Below are 19,053 nucleotides of genomic sequence, written 5' to 3'. Positions count from 1 at the left end.
TAATTATATCATAGTTGCAACAATTCCTCTATTTTATCCCAATCAAACACTTTTAATAACCGTTCGATTTCAAATATTGTTTTTTCATCATCACTTGGCAATTTATAAGTATTTAATTCTTCTATAAGCATTTTTATAGAATCATAATCCATTTGTGTTACTAACTCTTTCAATGCCTCATACGCGTCATTTAATTCTTCCTGCGAAATCTCCTGCTTAGGCTCTTCACTATCAGAAGCTTCAGCTTCCTTCTCATAGATATTTATCATTTGATTGTAAATCCTTGTGTAAATATCTAATACCTGATTCGTATTTGCGATTATCGCATCTACGTTTTTATCCTTTCCAGCCATTTCAAGTGCCAACGCCTTTTCAGATAAATCATTAGCACCTATAAGTCTTGCAGATGACTTTAATGCATGAACTTGAATAGTATAATTCTTAATATCCATGCCATCATAATAATCCTTTATCATCTGAATTCGTTCCCTGGCTGTTTCGTAAAAGCTTTTACAAACTACAAGATAAGTATCTACATCTCCTGCTGCCAAGATTCCTGAATCAACATCGATTTCTGGGATCTGGCGCAAACCAGAAATACTATCCCCGTCTCCATCAGCATTATTCTCTTCTTCGTCTGTTCCTTCAACATCAAATTGCTTCTTATCATCTGGCAAGTACTTTTCTATCATGGCCTCAAACTTAAGACCATCTATTGGTTTTGACAAATAGTCTGAAAAGCCTACTGCCAAGTACTCCTCCTTTGCCCCCTTTACTGCATTTGCAGTAAGAACAATGATAGGGGTAACATTATTAATCGGGCAAGTTCGTCTTATGGCAGCGTATGTTTCCTCTCCACTCATTCCCGGCATCATTGCGTCTAAGAATATAATGTCGTACTTTTTAGCATGGCATAAATCTACCGCAATCGGTCCTGAAGGCGCCGTATCAACCTGAATCTGAATACGCTTTAACAAATTCTTTGCAACAATCAAGTTCATTTCAACATCATCAACCACCAAAATGTTGGCATTTGGAGCATGGAAGGACTCCATAGCATCTTCGGAAACGGCAACGTCAGCCTTTTTCCTATAATCTCCTAGCTTTTCCTCTCCCTTTACCTGTTGAATAATGGAAAATGCAAAAGTTGAGCCTTCGCCATACACACTGGTGACCTCAAGCTGACTATGCATTTTTTCAAGAAGACTCTTTGTAATGCTCATGCCAAGGCCTGTACCCTCAACTTTTTTATTCTTCTGTTCATCAAAACGCTGATATGGCGAAAACAGCTTTTCAATATCTTCTTCCTTGATGCCTATACCTGTATCGCTTACACTAACCTTGAGCATAATATCCTCGTCTGACTCTCGAGAATAATCCATTTTAAATGTAACGCCGCCTTCCTGCGTATACTTAACAGCATTACTCAGAATATTGATAATAATTTGCTCTATTCTCACCTCATCTCCATATAAAAACTGAGGAATATCCGGATTTATATCAACATTAAAGCTAAGCTTTTTATCGTCAGCCTTTGGTTTAATCATGTTAATCAAATCATTAACTAGTATGCTTAAATCATAATCACTCTCAATTAATTCCAGATTACCCGATTCAATCTTTGAAAAGTCCAAAATATCGTTAACTAGAGCAAGCAAAGTCTTACTGGCATTTCTTATATCTCTTGCATATTTTTTTGTTGTTTCTTCCTTTGACTCTCTTGTAATCATAGTTCCCATGCCAATAATTGCATTAATAGGAGTTCTGATTTCGTGAGACATGTTAGCCAAAAACTCAGACTTCATCTTGTTAGCCGCTTCTTCCATCCTAAGGGTTCTTTCCAAGGCAGCAGTTTTTTCAGCTTGTAATTTTTTTACAACTTCCTCATGCTCAGTGTTTTGTTTTTTGGTTAACGTATATACGGCTCCATTTGCAAATGAAACTATTACTGCAAAAACTATTAAACTTACTTCTAGATAAAAATATATCTTGAAGGCTGTAGTTTCATATGCTTCACGTTCTTTTATAATTGTATATTGTTGTTCTACTAGAACTCTATTATCGTCATTCAACACTTCTATATTAAACTTATATGTCCCGTAAGGTAGACGGTAATAGGATATTGTTCCTAGTTCACTTGCTAAAACCTTCTTCTTTTCTATATCAACACCTGATAGATAATATCGTATATACGGATCACTAGGAGTGAAGTTATTTAAATCTAAGGTAAAATCTGCCCTCTCTACGCCTCTAGGAATAACTATTTCATCCATAGTGGTAATAGGCACGTATTCTCCATCATAAGAAACACCTGTTATCTTTGTCTTATATGAATCAATATTCATTCCATAATTATCAAGATTCAATGAATATATTCCTGTGCTTCCACAAAGGAAAATTGTATTATCTTCAGATACATAATTCCATGCATTACTTGTAAGGCTTCCTGGCAGCCCCTTATTAGAATCCAACAAATTATATACATTTGCTGACAAGCCTGCCATCAGGTCTTCATATCTAACTACATAAATACCTGCTCCGCCAAATATAAATACGTTGCCACTTTCCGATTGATATAAATCAAAGTTGTTAAAATATGGTATGCCTGTTAACTCTCGAATCTGATATTTATGATTCATATAACAAAGCCCACTTCCTGTCATTATAAAATAGCCATTTCCAACTTTATCAGCCACTATTCTGAGGATAACACTTGAACATAGGCCATCTTCTTTCGTTATATATTTTTCAACCTTGCCTTCTTTTATAACAGCTATTCCATCACCGTCACTGCCTGCAAGTAGTGTGCCATCCTCCTGCTCTAAAGCATTTAAAATTGTTGCATTATTTAGTTCATTTCCCAGTTCAAGTGTGCTTTCAATCTTTCTATCCTTTATGAAGGTTAATCCACTTTCACCAGAAACCAGAATTCTACCATCTGATAGAGTTAGTAAAAATCGCTGTTTTCTATCTGTAATCTGATTTTCATCCTGCACATATTGATAAAACTCTCCAGTATCTGAAACAGCCATTAAAGGTTTGCCATAACCAGCTATAACTAAATTGCCATCTTTGTCCTCAGACATTGATCTAATTCTTGTTTCCGCGTAAAATTCAGTAATCTCATTGTATACGGCTTTACCAGTGACATAATCTAAAATTACAAGTCCATCATCAGTTCCAATATAAAACTGATTATTTTTGTTTTTTATAACATTTGCTACCGCTGGTGAAATATTATAAACACCAAATGTATCAACAAAAGCAGACTGACTTAAACATAGTAATCCACGACGATAAGAGGTAAACCACAAATCTCCTTGATAATCCTCAAATATTTGTTCCACAGAGCTATCAAATTTTCCTGTATTAATATGACTTACATTCCCCTCTTCATCTACAAATCCTATTCCAGAATCAGCCGCAATGTAAATCAAACCGTTACGATGAAAATACACTTCATTAATATATGTAAAATCAGGAGTATCAATAGTTTCTATTTTGTTGTAGGCTCCATCGACATACTCATATTTGTAGATACACTGCATATCTGTGCCTATATATAAATTATCTTTAGAATCATAAGCTATTGTAGTCGCTTCATTACATTCAAATGAATTTTCCACCTCATAGCTATCTGTAGAAAAAATAGTAATATTTCCAACAGTATCAAGTACAGCAACATGCCCATTGCTATCAGCAGCTTCCTTTGATACATAACCAATATCATCAAAGGATTTAATGATTACTGGTTTTTCATCCTCAACTTTTACAATTTCGAGCCCTGCTGTAGTTCCTACAAAATAGTTTTCTTTGCCATCTTCAACAATGGCTCGTACAGAATTGGCTGACAACCCATTATCAGTATTTAACACGCCTACAGACAAATCGTCATGAACTACTGACAGACCTGCCCCATTGGTTCCGACCCAAAGCCTATCATTTTCATCCACATACAAGCACTGTACAGATCGAATAGATTCCACGGAATCAAGCAAATCGAAGTTTTTGCCATTGAACCTGTACAAGCCTCCGTATGTACCGACCCACATGCTTCCATCGGAGGTCTGTGCCAAATCATTTGCACATCCACCAACTAAGCCATTATCACTATTGTATATACGTTGAACAAAATTGATGTTCATTTCAGCTTTAGCATTTATTGGACCAATAAATGCTAAGGCTGTAGAAATTGCCAAAAGCGTCAAGGTAACTTTTGCTCCCAATACTTTTTTCAATTTAGCTGAATTCTTTTTTCTGAAATACCATTTATAAAGCTTTCTGACTGTATAAATAAGCATACAGCTCACAAATGCGTCTGCAAAAGCCACAAAAAGACTGCATATAGCAATGCAAGAAAACAGACTGCCACCTAAATTCGTAATATAAGCTGCTAACGCATCTATTAGATAGTTTCCGGCATACTCTGGATAGTTGATATACGATGCAACAGTTAACATAATACCTTGTAATATTGCAAATGTAAGGGCTAAGCTTATCGTAGAGAAAAACCTATTAAAAAATCTATTATTTCTGCTCAATAAATAAATAAAAATAGCCATTAAAGCATCAATAACAATAAAAACTATATCTCCTGCCACAAAAAACTTAGCTAGAAGGCCACCAATGATTGCAGCTAGAAGGCCCACTATCCATCCTCCGTAATAAGAAGCATAAATAATTCCTGTAAGATTCAAATTTCCTGGGAATTTCAGTAGATGTGCTCCCCCTCTGCACAATAGTATTATTACTATACCCTGTATTAAAATTTTGAGCCTTTTCTTGTCTATGTTAACCATTTAAAAACTCCCCAACTATTCCTCAATAGTATCAATAATTTTTAGAAACACGTCTATAATAAGTGGATCAAACCATGTTCCCGAATTATCTTTAAAGAATAATTTCATTTCTTCTAGATTATACTTTTTACGATATTCTCTATCGTGACTAATATCATCATAGGCATCAGCGACAGCAATAATCCTTGCAATTAAAGGAATATCCTCCCCTTTCTTGCCCATTGGATAGCCTTTTCCATCAAAGCGTTCATGGTGATACAATGCTGCTGCAGGTGCTAGCTGTATCATCTTTACATTTTCAAGCAATTTTGCGCCTTTAATTGTATGTATTTGTGCAATTTTCTCATCATCCTTTGTGAGCTTGGTTGATTTTCCTAAAATTCTTTCCGGTACTGCATAATTACCTATATTGTGAAGGAGTGCACCATAATACACTACATTACAATCATGCTTATCCATTCCCATTGCCTCAGCAATTTTCTTAGCATATTTTGCAACTCTATTAGAATGTTCTTTGTGATAATAATCTTTTTCATCTGCAAGATTGCTACAGATTGTAAACATGTCATCTATTATCTGGGTTTGATAATTCACAGTACTTTCGAAGCCTAAAATAATCCATCCAATTATTGCAGATACAATTATCAGTAAAATCCATGCCGGTATAAGTACAACAAATATCATTCCAGCTGTGCCTGCAAAATAAGATTTAGTAAGATGATATGTCATTACATAGTCAGATAAATCATTGTCCCCCGACAGACTATACAGGATAAATCCAATGTTGGACTGACCTGAGAGCTCCGATGTTGACTTAATTGGTACTTCTCCAGAATCACTACCTGTTTTTGGATGATATATAAAATAATCACCACTATTAAGAGGAATAAGCAAATCCTGTCCTGCCAAATAATAATCAAGAGTAATATCACTTACGTTATAATCTCTCAAATCTAAAGTCTGAATGTTTTCTACGCCATTCTTAAACTGATGAATTTCCATAGTCCCATTCCAGGCATTATTAATCCAACAGCTTTCCCGAACATATACCTTCAACTGCCAATCTGTTAAGAGACACTTTGAATTGTTTACTACAGTAGCTTCATAGATTTTGCCATTAATAACCATATCATCGAAAGCATCATTCTTTTCCCAAGAATCTGTAAGCATCCCCCTAGGATGAATATCCGCTATAACATCCATGGATACAGTATCTGGTGTATAATATCTTTCCTGGCTATTAAACTTGTTAACTTGAATCACATGAAATACAAAAGAAATAATGATGATAGCAAAAGAAATTCCTAAGATTATAAACAATCTTTTTATTAGTTTTCTTGTTTTCTGTAATGTACTCATACTCTCACCCCTCGTTATATAAAATAACACTTCTATTGTACCCAACTTTTGCAAAAATGTGTCTTTTTTGACAAAAAATACACAAAAAAAGACCTTTTTTTCAAGGTCTTTTTCTTAGATATGTTTATAATGTCATGCTAATAGCGCCTAGAAGCTCCTCAACCTCTTCATCTGTTGGGATTCCATCGTAGCAAAGAGCATAGTCTATAAGCTGCTCAAAGGCACTTTTCCTAGATGATTCAAGCGGGAACAGCTCTGTAATCGGCTGTCTCCATCTGCCAAGCATCTCATTAAGCTCTCCAAGCTTTGGTGTAAGCACCTCTTTTTCTTTATTTCTAAGAAACTGAGTAAGTGCCGGGCTATTTCCACTGCTAGAAAATGCTCCCACCAAATTCTGTTCTTTAATATATGACGAGAAAATAAAAGAACATTTAGCCTGGTCGTCTACAACATTAACTGGAATACCTCCTTCATTGCACATCATAGAAATCTGAGCATTCAGCTCATTATCGTTAGTTGCAACAACAACCAACTTGCGATCCTGAAGGTCAAGTGGTGTAAACTCGCGCTGTTCTAAGAGAAGATGATCCGTCTCCTCAGATAAAGCAGCCAATTCCATAGAGATTTCTTTGGCAATCACATGTACCTTTGCACCAAAATCAAGAAGTACATTTACCTTTCTAAGGGCTACTTCACCGCCACCAACTACCAGGCAGTTAGTATCTGTTATATCTACAAACATTGGAAAATATGCCATATACACCTCCTTGATACGTTTTCTCATCATCAGTGTATACACTATAGCAAAAATATGTGAAAAAACTATTCTTCGTAAATAACGCTCTTATCAATTTGAGATAATGCAATATCTATCTCTTCCAGATACTGCTCACCTATCTTACTCATTACAGAGTTTTTCTTGGTGATATAGCCTATTTCCATAACGCTGTTTGGGTTTTCCTCATCACCTTTGTAAGGGACAACAACGTATCCGTCACTGTTCAAATCTCCCCAAACAATTCCAGAGCACAGTGTATAACCGTTCATTGCACGAACCAGATTAAGCATTGTTGATCTATCTGTAACTCTTACAGTCTGAGGATATATGTTCTCGCTAAGAATCTCTTCTGCCAAAAACTCACTATTTTCTCCTTGTTCAAAGGAAAGACAAGGATAATCCTTCAAGTCATCAAACGTAATATATTCTTTTTGAGCAAGTGGATGCTCTCCCCACAAATAAACAAAAGCACGGCACTTGATTAGTGGATGGAACTCCACTGAATGCTCATTGAAAAGCTTATTTAAAGCTTTGCGATTATGCTCGCTTATGTAGAGAACACCGATTTCACTTTTTAGGGAGCTGACATCTTTAATAATGTTATATGTGGTGGTCTCTCTCAAGGCAAAATCGAACTGATTCATATCGTATTCTTTTGCCATATCAATGAAGGCTCTTACAGCAAATGTGTAGTGCTGAGTTGATACACCAAACTTTCTTTTGTATGTACCTTCATCCTTATATTTTTGCATTACAATATCGTATTGACGATAGAAACCTCTGATGTCATCCAAGAATTCCTGCCCCTCAGGTGTTACTATAACACCTTTATTGGTTCTCATAAAAATGGTCAGTCCCACCTCATTTTCCAGCTCTTGAATGGCACTTGTAAGTGTAGGCTGAACAATGTATAGCTTCTCCGCAGCCTTGTTCATTGACCCCATTTCTTCAATAGTTAACGCGTACAATACTTGTTGTAATGTCATAGTTTTATTCCCCTATTTTGTCTCTGCTAAATCCGTTAGTTAAATCCTTTAGTACCTCGCTTGCCAATACAAGGCCTGCAGCTGATGGTGCAAAAGCTATAGAACCTGGAGTTGCCCTTTTTCCAGGATTTAATGGCTCCACATCCTCCGTCTCTATTGGGCTAACTGGCATTTCATCAGAAAATACCACTTTCAAATCCTTAATCCCACGCTTTTTCATCTCTTTACGCATTACCTTTGCCAATGGGCACATTGTTGTTTTATAGATATCAGCAACTCTAAATCTACTTGGATCAAGCTTATTGCCTGCTCCCATGGCACTTATAACAGGAACTCCAAGCTCCTTACAGCGCATAATTATTTCAATCTTAGCAGTAACAGTATCTACTGCATCGACAACATAATCGTATGTTTCGAACGGAAATTCATTAGCATTCTCTGGAAGGAAAAAGCACTGATGAATGGTAATGTCTGCATCAGGATTAATGTCTAGCATTCTTTCCTTCATTACCTCCACCTTTTGCCTTCCCACAGTAGAATGAGTAGCTATAATTTGGCGATTGATGTTTGTAAGGGAAACAGTATCATTATCAATCAAATCAAAATGTCCTACCCCACTTCGTACCAAGGCTTCACATACATATCCGCCTACTCCGCCAATTCCGAAAATGGCAACTCTTTTATTCTCCAGCCCCTCCATGGCTTCCTTGCCAAGAAGAAGTTCTGTTCTCGAAAACTGATTTAACATAAATACCTCTATACAAAAAATGAATACCTACCAAATCAGTAGGTATTCATATAATATTTTTTATAATGCTATTTGTCAATATTACAAGCCCAATGTTTCGTTCATACTGCCTGTGCGATAGCCCTTTAAATCAAGTGCCACATATGCAAAACCGTATTCCTTGAGCTTATCATATACCTTTAATCTGAATGCTTCATCGTACATTCTAGGAAAATCAGAAGGACTAAGCTCAATTCTCGCAACATTGTCTCCATGAATACGTACTCTAAATTGTTTGAAGCCCTCATCTAATAAAAACTGTTCTGCCTTATCAACCATTGAAAGCTTCTTTTCTGAGATTGTCTCTCCGTATGGGAAACGACTTGCCAGACAAGCAAATGACTGTTTCTCTGCTGTTGGAAGCCCCAGCTCCTTTGAAAGCTGACGGATTTCTGACTTCGTAAATCCGATATCTCTCAGTGGGCTTTTTGCTCCAAGCTCAGCAACAGCCTGTAAACCTGGGCGATAGTCACCATTATCATCAAGGTTGGAACCTTCAGCAACGTACTCTATCCCCTGCTCCTTTGCAAGTGCAAACATCTTTTCAAAAAGCTCCTTCTTACAAAGATAACATCTATTTGGTGGGTTCTGTGCAAACCCGTCTATTTCTAATTCTTCTGATTCAACGATAAAATGTCTAACTCCAAGTGATTTAGCATAGTCGATTGCTTCGTTCAGTTCTCTCTTTGGGAAAGAACAGGAAGAAGCAGTCACTGCAATAGCATTGTCCCCTATAGCATCATGTGCTGCATAAAGAAGAAATGTGGAATCAACTCCACTGGAAAACGCTACCGCAACCTTTCCTAAATCCTTAAAGTAGTCCTTTAGTCTATCGTATTTGTCCATTAATTCCTGATTCATAATCTACCTTTTATCGATTAAAGAACTCTACAAATTCCTCGTAGCCTTCACCTGAAAGCTGTTCCTTCTGGAACTTTTTATTTTTGTTCATACGAACAACGAGAACTGTATTGCCCTCTGCACGTGCAGCCTTTGCCTGAGCCATAACCTCAGCAAGCTTCTCTGCTGGATAGCCTTTTTCAACAAGGTAAGCAATCTTCTTGCTTGCTCCTGGAACCTTGAAGCTCTGCTCCATAAGAAGAAGGATGATGCGCTCAAAGCCGATTGAAAAACCACAGGCTGGTGTATTCTGGCCTGTAAAGTTACCAATCATCTTGTCGTAACGTCCGCCACCACCGCAGCTTCCGCCGAACTCAGGAATGGCGATTTCAAAAATAGTACCTGTGTAGTAGCTCATACCACGTACAAGTGTTGGATCAAATACAAGCTCAAAATCAGCTTCCTTTGTAGCGTTTACTGCAGAAGCGATTTCTCTCATCCAATCTGCAACTTCCACATCGAGGAAATCACCGAGCTTATCAAGAAGAATGTTCATGCCTTCTGCAACATCCTTAACATTTTCAAGTGCTGCAAAAAGACCAACATACTTGTCGATTGACTCCTGTGAATATCCTGACTCAAGAAGCTCCTTAGAAACTCCATCAAGACCAATCTTGTCCATCTTATCAAGTGTGATGAAGATTGAATCGTAATCTTCCTCTGCAAAACCTGCATAAGCTGCCATTGCCTTAAGGATACGACGCTCGTTGATGCGGATTTCGAAGTTCTTGAAACCAATACGTCCAAGTGTTGTAGTTGTAGCAAGGATAAGCTCTATCTCTGCAAGATTGCTAGGCTCACCAAGAATATCGATATCACACTGTGTAAACTGGCGATAGCGACCACGCTGAGGTCTGTCTGCTCTCCAAACAGAACCAATCTGAAGTGACTTGAATGGTGATGTAAGCTCATTTGCGTGATTTGAATAGAAACGGCAAAGAGGTACTGTAAGGTCATATCTCATACCAAAATCTACTACATCATCCTCAGTCTGTGCCTCAGGTATGTTAAGCTTTTCTCCACGCTTCATTACCTTGAAGATAAGCTTTTCGTTTTCGCCACCCTGCTTATTAGAAAGGTTGCCGATTGACTCCATTGCAGGTGTTTCGATTGGAGTGAAGCCGAAAGAACGATATGTGTCCTTGATTATAGAAGTAACGTAGTCTCTAACTTCCATTTCGTATGGAAGGATGTCTTTCATTCCATTAACTGGTTTCTTGTTTAAAGCCATTTTAAATCCTCTCTAAGTCTTTCTCTTTTTCTATCTATCATTTCATCAATTCTGTCAATGTATAATTGAACGTCCTTGACATTTTCACATCTAGTAACTGTCTTGCCATGGTCAGCAACAAACTTGCATGAACAGCCAGCACCAAGTGCCATTATAGTTTGTTTCTCTTCCATTATCAAGATATTGTAAAGCCCCTCTTTACCTGGGGTTGCATAACCAATATTCTCAAGATTTGCAGCCATATTTTTCTGGCGGTAAAGATAATATGCATTCATGCCCATATGATGTGCACAGTCCAGACAAATATCCATATGAGTCTGTGAGTTTTCGATTAAATAATCATCATACGACTCTCTGTCAATATTGAGACGTGCGGAATGCTTAAGTGCCAAAGAATGAACAGTTAAGTTGTCCGGTGCCATCTTTTCAACTTCATCAAGAGTGTACTTCACATCCTCAATGGTCTCCCCAGGAAGTCCCAGAATCAAATCCATGTTGATGTTATCGAAGCCAAGCTCTCGAGCCCATCCGTATACACGGCGAATATCCTCAACCTTGTGGAATCGGCCAATCAAATCCAAAGTCTTTTGATTCATTGTCTGTGGATTGATTGAAATACGGCTAACTGGATGATTCTTCATAATCTGTAGTTTTTCGTATGTGATGGAATCCGGTCTGCCAGCTTCGATTGTGTATTCCAAAAGGGATTTTGTGTCAAAGTACTTATCTACAAGTGTAAGAAGCTTTTCCAAATGCTCCTCGTCAAGAGATGTTGGTGTACCGCCGCCGATGTAAATTGTAGTAAGGCTCTTTTCTTTGCATGCTTCAGCTGTAAAAGCCATTTCCTTTTCAAGAGCATCCAGATAATCATCTAGCTTTTTCTTCCACAGCCCTATTGGATATGAAGTGAATGAGCAGTACAAACAGGTGCTAGGGCAAAATGGAATGCCAATATAGACCGAATAACCATTGTCGTAATCTATCTTTGATAAAAGCTCATGCTCCTTGTGAGAAACCTGAAGACTCAAATTGATTTTAGCATCCGAGGTGCGGTAGGTATCCTTCATGTATGAAGCAATGTCAGCATCATCTGCTCCTTCTTCTATCATACCAAGGCTAATTTTGGTTGGGCGGATGCCTGTAAGAGTGCCCCATGGCAATTCCTTACCAGTGCGTTTGCTAAGGCTTTCGTATATTGCAAGCTTCAAACGGTTCTTTGTATCTGGGCGGTCAGAATAGTCGATTTCGATTTCCTTACCATCTAATGTAAGAACATTGTCTGAGTAATTAACCTGCATCGAAAAAAGAAGCCCTGCATCCTCAGGTGTGGGCTCTGTAGAGATTTTGACCTCTTCCTTTGGATAAAAGGCTTTAACTAGTGAATAAATATCATATTCAAAATTATCTTCGTTTAATTGTATGTAAATCATAAAAATGGATTGTATATCCTTTCTGTACCGATAGTGGTTGGCTCATTGTGGCCTGGGTAACAGATAGTATCATCTGAAAGAGTCATAAGCTTTGATTTGACTGACCCAACCAACTGGCTCATGGAACCACCTGGGAAATCTGTGCGTCCCACAGAACCACTAAACAATGTATCTCCGGTAAAAACTATATCTTCATTAGGAAAATAGAAACAGCATCCACCTGGTGTGTGACCTGGTGTGAAAAGGCACTTGATATGAAGTCCTGCTAAATCTATTTCCTCGTCATCCTTTAAGAAAACATCTGCGCTGTAGCTTTTGGAATCTCCAAACATATCTCCAGATAAGTTGATGCTTGGATTTTTAAGCTCCTCTGCTGTAGCCTCGTGTGTGTAAACCTTTATGCCATATTCCTTTGCTGTGGATGCAGCCTCCCCGGCGTGATCGAAATGACCATGTGTCAAAAGGATAGCAACCGGCTTTGTGCCAGTGCTTTCCACTGCAGACTTGATACGCTCAAAAGCTGAGCCTGGATCAATTATGATTGATTCATTTGTGTCTCCATTTATGGCTATATAGCAGTTTTCTGCCGCTGCCGGCAAAAGTACTTTTACTACTTTCATCTTATCCTCTAGGTCTTTCTACATCGATGATAGACTCAACCTGTTTAATCTTTTCAACAAGTGAACGAAGCTGCTCGCGGCTTTGTGTACCAAACTTGATAGTAATAGTTGCAACGCCCTGCTTGCTTGTCTTTGAATGGATTGAATCGATATCTATCTCTCTTTCGGTGAATATGCGAGTAATATCAACCAAAAGTCCTGTACGGTTATTTCCGTAAATGTTGATTTCTGTAAGGTATACTCCACCCTTCTTGCCATCTTCCTCTGCGTCGCGGGCCCACTCGGCTTCGATAAGACGCTCTTTTTCGAATTCTGGAAGATTAATCATATTGATGCAATCGGTACGGTGAATTGATACACCTCTTCCTCTGGTAACAAAACCAACGATTTCATCACCTGGAACTGGATTACAACACTTTGAAAAACGAACTGAAACATCGTAAAGTCCGCTAACTGTAATACCATTTTTAGACTTTGGCTTAGCTTCCTTGCCTGAGCCAGAATGCTCTGCCAATATTTCTTCGTCAGTAACCTTAACTGGGTGGTCTTTCTGCCATGCCGAGAACATTCTGTTGATGACAGCACCTTCTTTTATGGCACCCTGACCTACTGCTGCAAGGCAATCCTCCCAGCTGTGGAATCCGTATTTATTTATGATGATTTCCTGATATTTTGGCTTGTTGATATCACCTAAATCAACACCCTTTTGCTTTGCCGAACCAATAAGAAGTTCCTTACCTTTGGCGATATTTTCATCCTTGGACTGACTGCGGAACCACTGATTGATTTTATTTTTGGCCTGAGAGCTTTTGACAATGCTCAGCCAGTCACGGCTTGGGCCGTTTGTATTCTGAGATGTGACAATCTCGATACGGTCTCCGTTTTGGATGACGTAATCGATAGGCACAAGCTTGCCATTGACCTTTGCGCCAATCATTTTGTTACCTACTGCAGAATGAATCGCATAGGCAAAATCAATAGGTGTAGAACCGTTTGGCAGGTTCTTAACATCACCTGATGGGGTAAAGCAAAATACTGTGTCAGAAAACAGATTAAGATCTGATTTTAATAAGGAAGAAAACTCTTTGTTATCAGAGATTTCCTGCTGCCACTCAAGGATTTCTCGCAGCCAAGAAAGCTTTTCTTCCTCGCCCATAACAGTGGAGCCTTCACCGCTCTCCTTGTATTTCCAGTGGGCAGCGATACCGTATTCGCTGGTACGATGCATTTCGTATGTACGAATCTGGATTTCAAAAGGCGCACCATTAGGTCCGATAACTGTAGTATGCAAAGACTGATACATGTTTGGCTTTGGCATAGCAATATAGTCCTTGAAACGACCAGGAATAGGAGTGTACATTTCGTGGATAACGCCAAGTGCCGCATAACAGTCCTTGATAGAATCTACAATGATTCGAACTGCAAATAAATCGTATATTTGATCGATGGTCTTGTGCTGATTAACCATCTTTTTGTAGATGCTAAAGAAATGCTTTGCACGGCCATAAACCTCGGCCTCGATTTCCGCATCCTTTATGTGCTTTGAAACATCCTCTACAAGAGAATTAATATATTCTGTACGCTGACTCTTTCTGAGTGCGATTTTTTCAACTAAGTCATAGTAAGCATCTGGCTCTAGATACTTAAGTGAAAGGTCATCAAGCTCGATTTTAACCTTGCTAATACCAAGACGCTGAGCAAGTGGAGCGTAGATTTCCATGGTCTCACGCGCTTTTTCCTTTTGCTTCTCAGGACGCATGTACTTCAAGGTACGCATGTTGTGAAGTCTATCTGCAAGCTTGATAAGGATGACACGGATATCCTTTGCCATAGCAAGGAACATCTTACGAAGGTTTTCCGCCTGGATTTCTACCTTATCCGCATCGTAATTCAACTGTCCTAACTTTGTAACACCATCCACAAGCTCTGCAACTTCGTCAGAGAACTCTGCTGCTATCTCTTCCTTTGTGTAGATGGTATCCTCAACAACGTCGTGAAGAAGACCAGCCACAATTGTTTCTTTATCAAGTTCCAAATCAGCAAGGATAATTGCAACGCAAAGTGGATGAATGATATATGGCTCACCAGATTTACGCACCTGTCCCTCATGGGCCTTACGCGCAAGGTTGTAGCCCTTTTCAATCATAGAAATGTCGGTATTAGGATGATATTTGCGCACTCTATCAATGAGCTCCTTGTAGAGCTCGTCCGGATCAACAAAGTCCGCAGTAGCGATGACACCCTGGCTTTCAAAGGCAATATTGTTTTCTAGCTTTTCTAATTCGTCCTTGTTTTGAACTGCCATGATATCACCACCTTCCATGAAAAAATTATTAAATATTATATAATTTAACAGGCTAAAAAGCAATAATAAGGGGGCTAAAAATAGGCAATTTTCTAGACAATTTTAAAAATTTTTGATATCATATGTCAGGTTTGACATAGTTTGATTTATGAAAGGATTATTTATATGATACAAGCTAATAACGTTACTCTTCGTTTCGGCAAGAAAGCCCTTTTCGAAGAGGTTAATATCAAATTTACAGAGGGTAACTGCTACGGTATCATCGGTGCTAACGGTGCTGGTAAGTCTACTTTCCTTAGAATTTTATCTGGACAGTTAGAGCCTACTAGTGGCGAAATCACAATGAGCCCTGGTAACAGACTTTCATTCTTAGAGCAGGATCACTTCAAGTATGATGAGTTCACAGCTCTTGATACAGTAATTATGGGTAATCAGCGTCTTTACGACATTATGAAAGAAAAGGACGCTATCTATATGAAGGAAGACTTTTCTGATGAGGACGGTATCCGCGCAGCTGAGCTTGAGTCTGAGTTTGCTGAGATGGATGGTTGGAATGCAGAAGCAGATGCTGCTACTCTTCTTAACGGCCTTGGTGTTGATACAGAGTTCCACTACACACAGATGTCAGAGCTTCCTGGTGCATTAAAGGTCAAGATTCTTCTTGCAAGAGCACTTTTCGGTTCACCTGATGTACTTCTTCTCGATGAGCCTACTAACCACCTTGATTTGGATGCTATCGCATGGCTTGAGGAGTTCCTTATCAACTTCGAAAACACAGTCATCGTTGTATCCCATGACCGTTACTTCTTAAATAAGGTATGTACACATACTGCAGATATCGACTACGGCAAGATTCAGCTCTACGCTGGTAACTATGATTTCTGGTATCAGTCTTCACAGCTTATCATTCAACAGCGTAAGGAAGCTAACAAGAAAAAGGAAGAGCAGATTAAAGAATTACAGGAGTTCATCCAGAGATTCTCTGCTAACGCTTCTAAGTCTAAGCAGGCTACATCACGTAAGCGTGCATTAGAGAAGATTCAGCTTGATGACATCCGCCCATCTAGCCGTAAGTATCCTTACATCGATTTCAGACCAGCTCGTGAAATCGGAAACGAGGTTCTTTCAGTAGAAAACCTTACAAAGACAATCGATGGCGAGCTTATCCTTGACCACCTTACATTCAACGTTGGCCGTGAGGACAAGATTGCTTTAGTTGGTTCAAACGAAAAGGCTAAGACAGTTCTCTTCCAGATTCTTGCTGGTGAGATGGAGCCAGACGAAGGAAGCTACAAGTGGGGTGTTACAACATCTCAGTCATACTTCCCTAAGGACAACACAGAGATTTTCAACACAGACCTTCTCATTGTAGATTGGCTTACACAGTTTTCTGAAATCAAGGATGCTACTTATGTTCGTGGATTCCTTGGTCGTATGCTTTTCGCAGGCGATGACGGAGCTAAGAAAATGAAGGTATTATCTGGTGGTGAAAAGGTACGTGTACTTCTTTCACGTATGATGATTGAAAACTCAAACGTACTCATGCTCGATGAGCCTACTGACCACCTTGATATGGAATCAATCACTGCACTTAACACTGGTCTCCAGAAGTTCTCAGGAGTTATCATCTTCTCTTCTCGTGACCACGAAATCGTACAGACAACAGCAAACCGTATCATCGAAATCCTTCCTAACGGAAGCATGATTGACAAGATGACTACATACGACGAATACCTTGAGTCAGACGAAATGGCTCGTAAGCGTACAGTACTTGAGTTATCTTCTGATGAACTTGATGATTAATAAAAAAATGCCAGCCCAGAGGGCTGGCATTTTTTTATTCATATCGTAAAGCCTCGATTGGATTTAATTTCGCAGCTTTGTTAGCTGGATAGTATCCGAAGAAGATTCCAATGACCATAGAGAAGGCTACGGCAATTATGATGGCGCCGATTGATACGGATGCTGAGTAGCCCATGTATGTGGCAGCTACAGATCCTAGAACAACACCAAGTATTATTCCGATAAGTCCACCCATTATACAGATAACAACTGATTCTGTAATGAACTGAAGCCTGATGGAACCATTTGTTGCTCCCAAAGCTTTTCTAGTACCAATTTCCTTAGTACGCTCTGTGATTGATACAAGCATGATATTCATAACACCAATACCACCAACAACAAGGGAGATTCCTGCGATAATCGCAAGTGCAAGCTCAATTGTTCCAATCATTGTGGTCATTGATTCAATCATGCTGGCCATACTTGTAACTGAAACCTCATAATCATCATTGTTAGAGTAATACATTGTGTTGAAATAAGTTTCAACAGTATCTGCAAACTCCTCTGAATCTGTATCGATTGTAGTTACAAGTGTAAAGCTTTCATATCCATCATTAATTGTATGAAGCTGTGTTCTAGCTGTATCGTAAGGGATATATAAATCCGTTGTTGTATCCTCAGTAGAATCACTAGACCATGTACTATCATCGTATTCGTAAACACCTACGATGTAGTATGTATAATACTTTCCGTTTATGCTGATTTCTACAGCAGAGCCCAAAGCAGCGGAAGTATCCCCATCAAACATGTTATTGACAAAGTAGTCTGAAACAATACAAACCTTCTGAGCATTTTCATAATCCTTTTCTATGAATGTACGACCTGCAAGTATTTCTGGGTCGTTATATTCCATATAATCCTCGTTATAACCTACAACATTAACATAGGCATACAAATCACCGTCGATGGCAGTACCAGAACCAACAGTTGATGAGAGGAGTGTATATTTGATGTTATCGCTGTATTCCTCAAGGAAGGAATCTATCATATCGTCGGTAATGTAATCCTCCGTGTCCATAGATCTACGATTTCCGGCGCCGAAATGAAGTCCCGAAGAAGTAGTCTCCTCCGAAGTACTCTTTGCCGATACACCAACTGTTAAGTTATTTGCACCCATCTCTTGCATCTGCGTGTTAACCATAACAGTGATAGAATTACCAACTGTCATGATTGCAATAACTGACGCAATACCGATGATGATACCAAGCATTGTAAGCAGGGAACGCATTATATTGGACTTTAGTCCTGCCAGTGCCAGGAGGACGTTTTCCATAATTAGCATGCTAAATCCTCCTTTATTGTTTCCCACTGACCTTTAGACTCGCCTCTTATATCACCATCTCGAAGTGTGATGATGCGCTCTGTCTCCAACGAAAGCTCATTTGAGTGCGTAATCAAAACAATAGTCTTGCCCTGTTCCTCATGGAGCTTATGGAATATATCCATGATTAATCGTCCAGTAGCAGAATCAAGGGCACCTGTAGGCTCATCAGCAAGAATGATTGCAGGGTCATTTGCCATAGCTCTTGCAATGGCTACACGCTGTTTTTGTCCACCGGAGAGCTCGTCTGGGTTGTGCATCATTCTGTTTGTCATGCCAACCTGCTCTAAAAGCATTTTTGCTCTTTCATTTCTCTCTGCTCTTCCAATGCCAGCGTACATCATTGGAAGCTCTACATTCTTAATAGCGTTTGTTCTCGCTATCAAATTGTAGGTCTGGAATACAAATCCAATTTTCTTATTTCTTAGAATAGATAATTCGTGGTCCTTCGCTTTTTCTATGTCCACACCATCAAGTGTATATTCACCACTTGTAGGTCTATCCAAGGCACCAATAATATTCATAAGTGTTGACTTTCCTGAACCAGACTGTCCCACTATAGATACGAATTCTCCTTCACGGACGCTAAAATTAACGCCGTGAAGAACTTCAAATTCGTTTGGTGTTCCGATGAAGAAGCTTTTATGGATGTCACGAAGATCTAACATGATATCTCCTGCTGCCATAATTCACCT

General features: G+C 38.9%; 13 protein-coding genes. 1 reads left to right on the top strand and 12 read right to left on the bottom strand.

The genetic code is table 11. From position 1 onward, the window contains the following. Positions 1-8: 8 nt before the first annotated feature. The 10 genes from BM102_RS04980 to BM102_RS04935 all read right to left on the bottom strand — a co-directional run bounded on the left by BM102_RS04980 (position 9) and on the right by BM102_RS04935 (position 15,195). Positions 9-4,649, bottom strand: coding sequence for an ATP-binding protein (locus tag BM102_RS04980; RefSeq protein ID WP_177194905.1), 4,641 nt, complete (start codon positions 4,647-4,649; stop codon positions 9-11). 165 nt (positions 4,650-4,814) lie between these two features. Beyond that, entirely contained in the window at positions 4,815-6,158 is a 1,344-nt protein-coding gene (locus tag BM102_RS04975) for an HD-GYP domain-containing protein (protein WP_090479496.1), read from the bottom strand. 124 nt (positions 6,159-6,282) lie between these two features. Further along, positions 6,283-6,915, bottom strand: a complete 633-nt coding sequence (locus BM102_RS04970; protein WP_090479493.1) for a precorrin-2 dehydrogenase/sirohydrochlorin ferrochelatase family protein — start codon at positions 6,913-6,915, stop codon at positions 6,283-6,285. A 65-nt stretch (positions 6,916-6,980) separates the two neighbouring features. After that, positions 6,981-7,922 (bottom strand): LysR family transcriptional regulator, encoded by a 942-nt coding sequence (locus tag BM102_RS04965; protein ID WP_044937330.1) that lies wholly within the window; start codon positions 7,920-7,922, stop codon positions 6,981-6,983. Positions 7,923-7,926: 4 nt separating this feature from the next. Next, a complete protein-coding gene (locus BM102_RS04960; RefSeq protein ID WP_090479491.1) occupies positions 7,927-8,670 on the bottom strand; it encodes a tRNA threonylcarbamoyladenosine dehydratase in 744 nt (247 codons plus the stop codon). Between the two features lie 81 nt (positions 8,671-8,751). After that, positions 8,752-9,570, bottom strand: a complete 819-nt coding sequence (gene larE, locus BM102_RS04955; RefSeq protein ID WP_090479488.1) for an ATP-dependent sacrificial sulfur transferase LarE — start codon at positions 9,568-9,570, stop codon at positions 8,752-8,754. A 10-nt stretch (positions 9,571-9,580) separates the two neighbouring features. Beyond that, a complete protein-coding gene (gene hisS / locus BM102_RS04950; protein WP_090479485.1) occupies positions 9,581-10,840 on the bottom strand; it encodes a histidine--tRNA ligase in 1,260 nt (419 codons plus the stop codon). Beyond that, positions 10,831-12,270: a coproporphyrinogen dehydrogenase HemZ gene (hemZ, locus tag BM102_RS04945; protein ID WP_090479482.1), complete on the bottom strand. Its 1,440-nt coding sequence runs from the start codon at positions 12,268-12,270 to the stop codon at positions 10,831-10,833. Before hemZ ends, hisS begins: the two co-directional genes overlap by 10 nt. Beyond that, on the bottom strand, positions 12,267-12,890 hold the full coding sequence (locus BM102_RS04940; protein ID WP_090479479.1) for an MBL fold metallo-hydrolase: 624 nt from the start codon (positions 12,888-12,890) through the stop codon (positions 12,267-12,269). Before BM102_RS04940 ends, hemZ begins: the two co-directional genes overlap by 4 nt. A 1-nt stretch (position 12,891) precedes the next feature. Further along, complete coding sequence (locus BM102_RS04935; protein WP_090479476.1) at positions 12,892-15,195, bottom strand: RelA/SpoT family protein; 2,304 nt, start codon at positions 15,193-15,195, stop codon at positions 12,892-12,894. A 165-nt stretch (positions 15,196-15,360) separates the two neighbouring features. On the opposite strand from BM102_RS04935, the gene BM102_RS04930 reads away from it, so the two are divergent. Then, positions 15,361-16,998, top strand: a complete 1,638-nt coding sequence (locus BM102_RS04930; protein ID WP_033153566.1) for an ABC-F family ATP-binding cassette domain-containing protein — start codon at positions 15,361-15,363, stop codon at positions 16,996-16,998. Between the two features lie 34 nt (positions 16,999-17,032). Here BM102_RS04930 and BM102_RS04925 read toward each other — a convergent pair whose 3' ends face one another. After that, entirely contained in the window at positions 17,033-18,319 is a 1,287-nt protein-coding gene (locus BM102_RS04925; RefSeq protein WP_090479474.1) for an ABC transporter permease, read from the bottom strand. Beyond that, a complete protein-coding gene (locus BM102_RS04920; protein WP_044937303.1) occupies positions 18,313-19,044 on the bottom strand; it encodes an ABC transporter ATP-binding protein in 732 nt (243 codons plus the stop codon). Before BM102_RS04920 ends, BM102_RS04925 begins: the two co-directional genes overlap by 7 nt. Between the last annotated feature and the right edge of the window lie 9 nt (positions 19,045-19,053).

Source organism: Pseudobutyrivibrio sp. JW11 (assembly GCF_900115355.1).
Lineage (GTDB): Bacteria > Bacillota > Clostridia > Lachnospirales > Lachnospiraceae > Pseudobutyrivibrio > Pseudobutyrivibrio ruminis.
The sequence above is the reverse complement of the archived record's forward strand: the minus strand, read 5'-3'. Positions and strand labels throughout refer to the sequence as shown.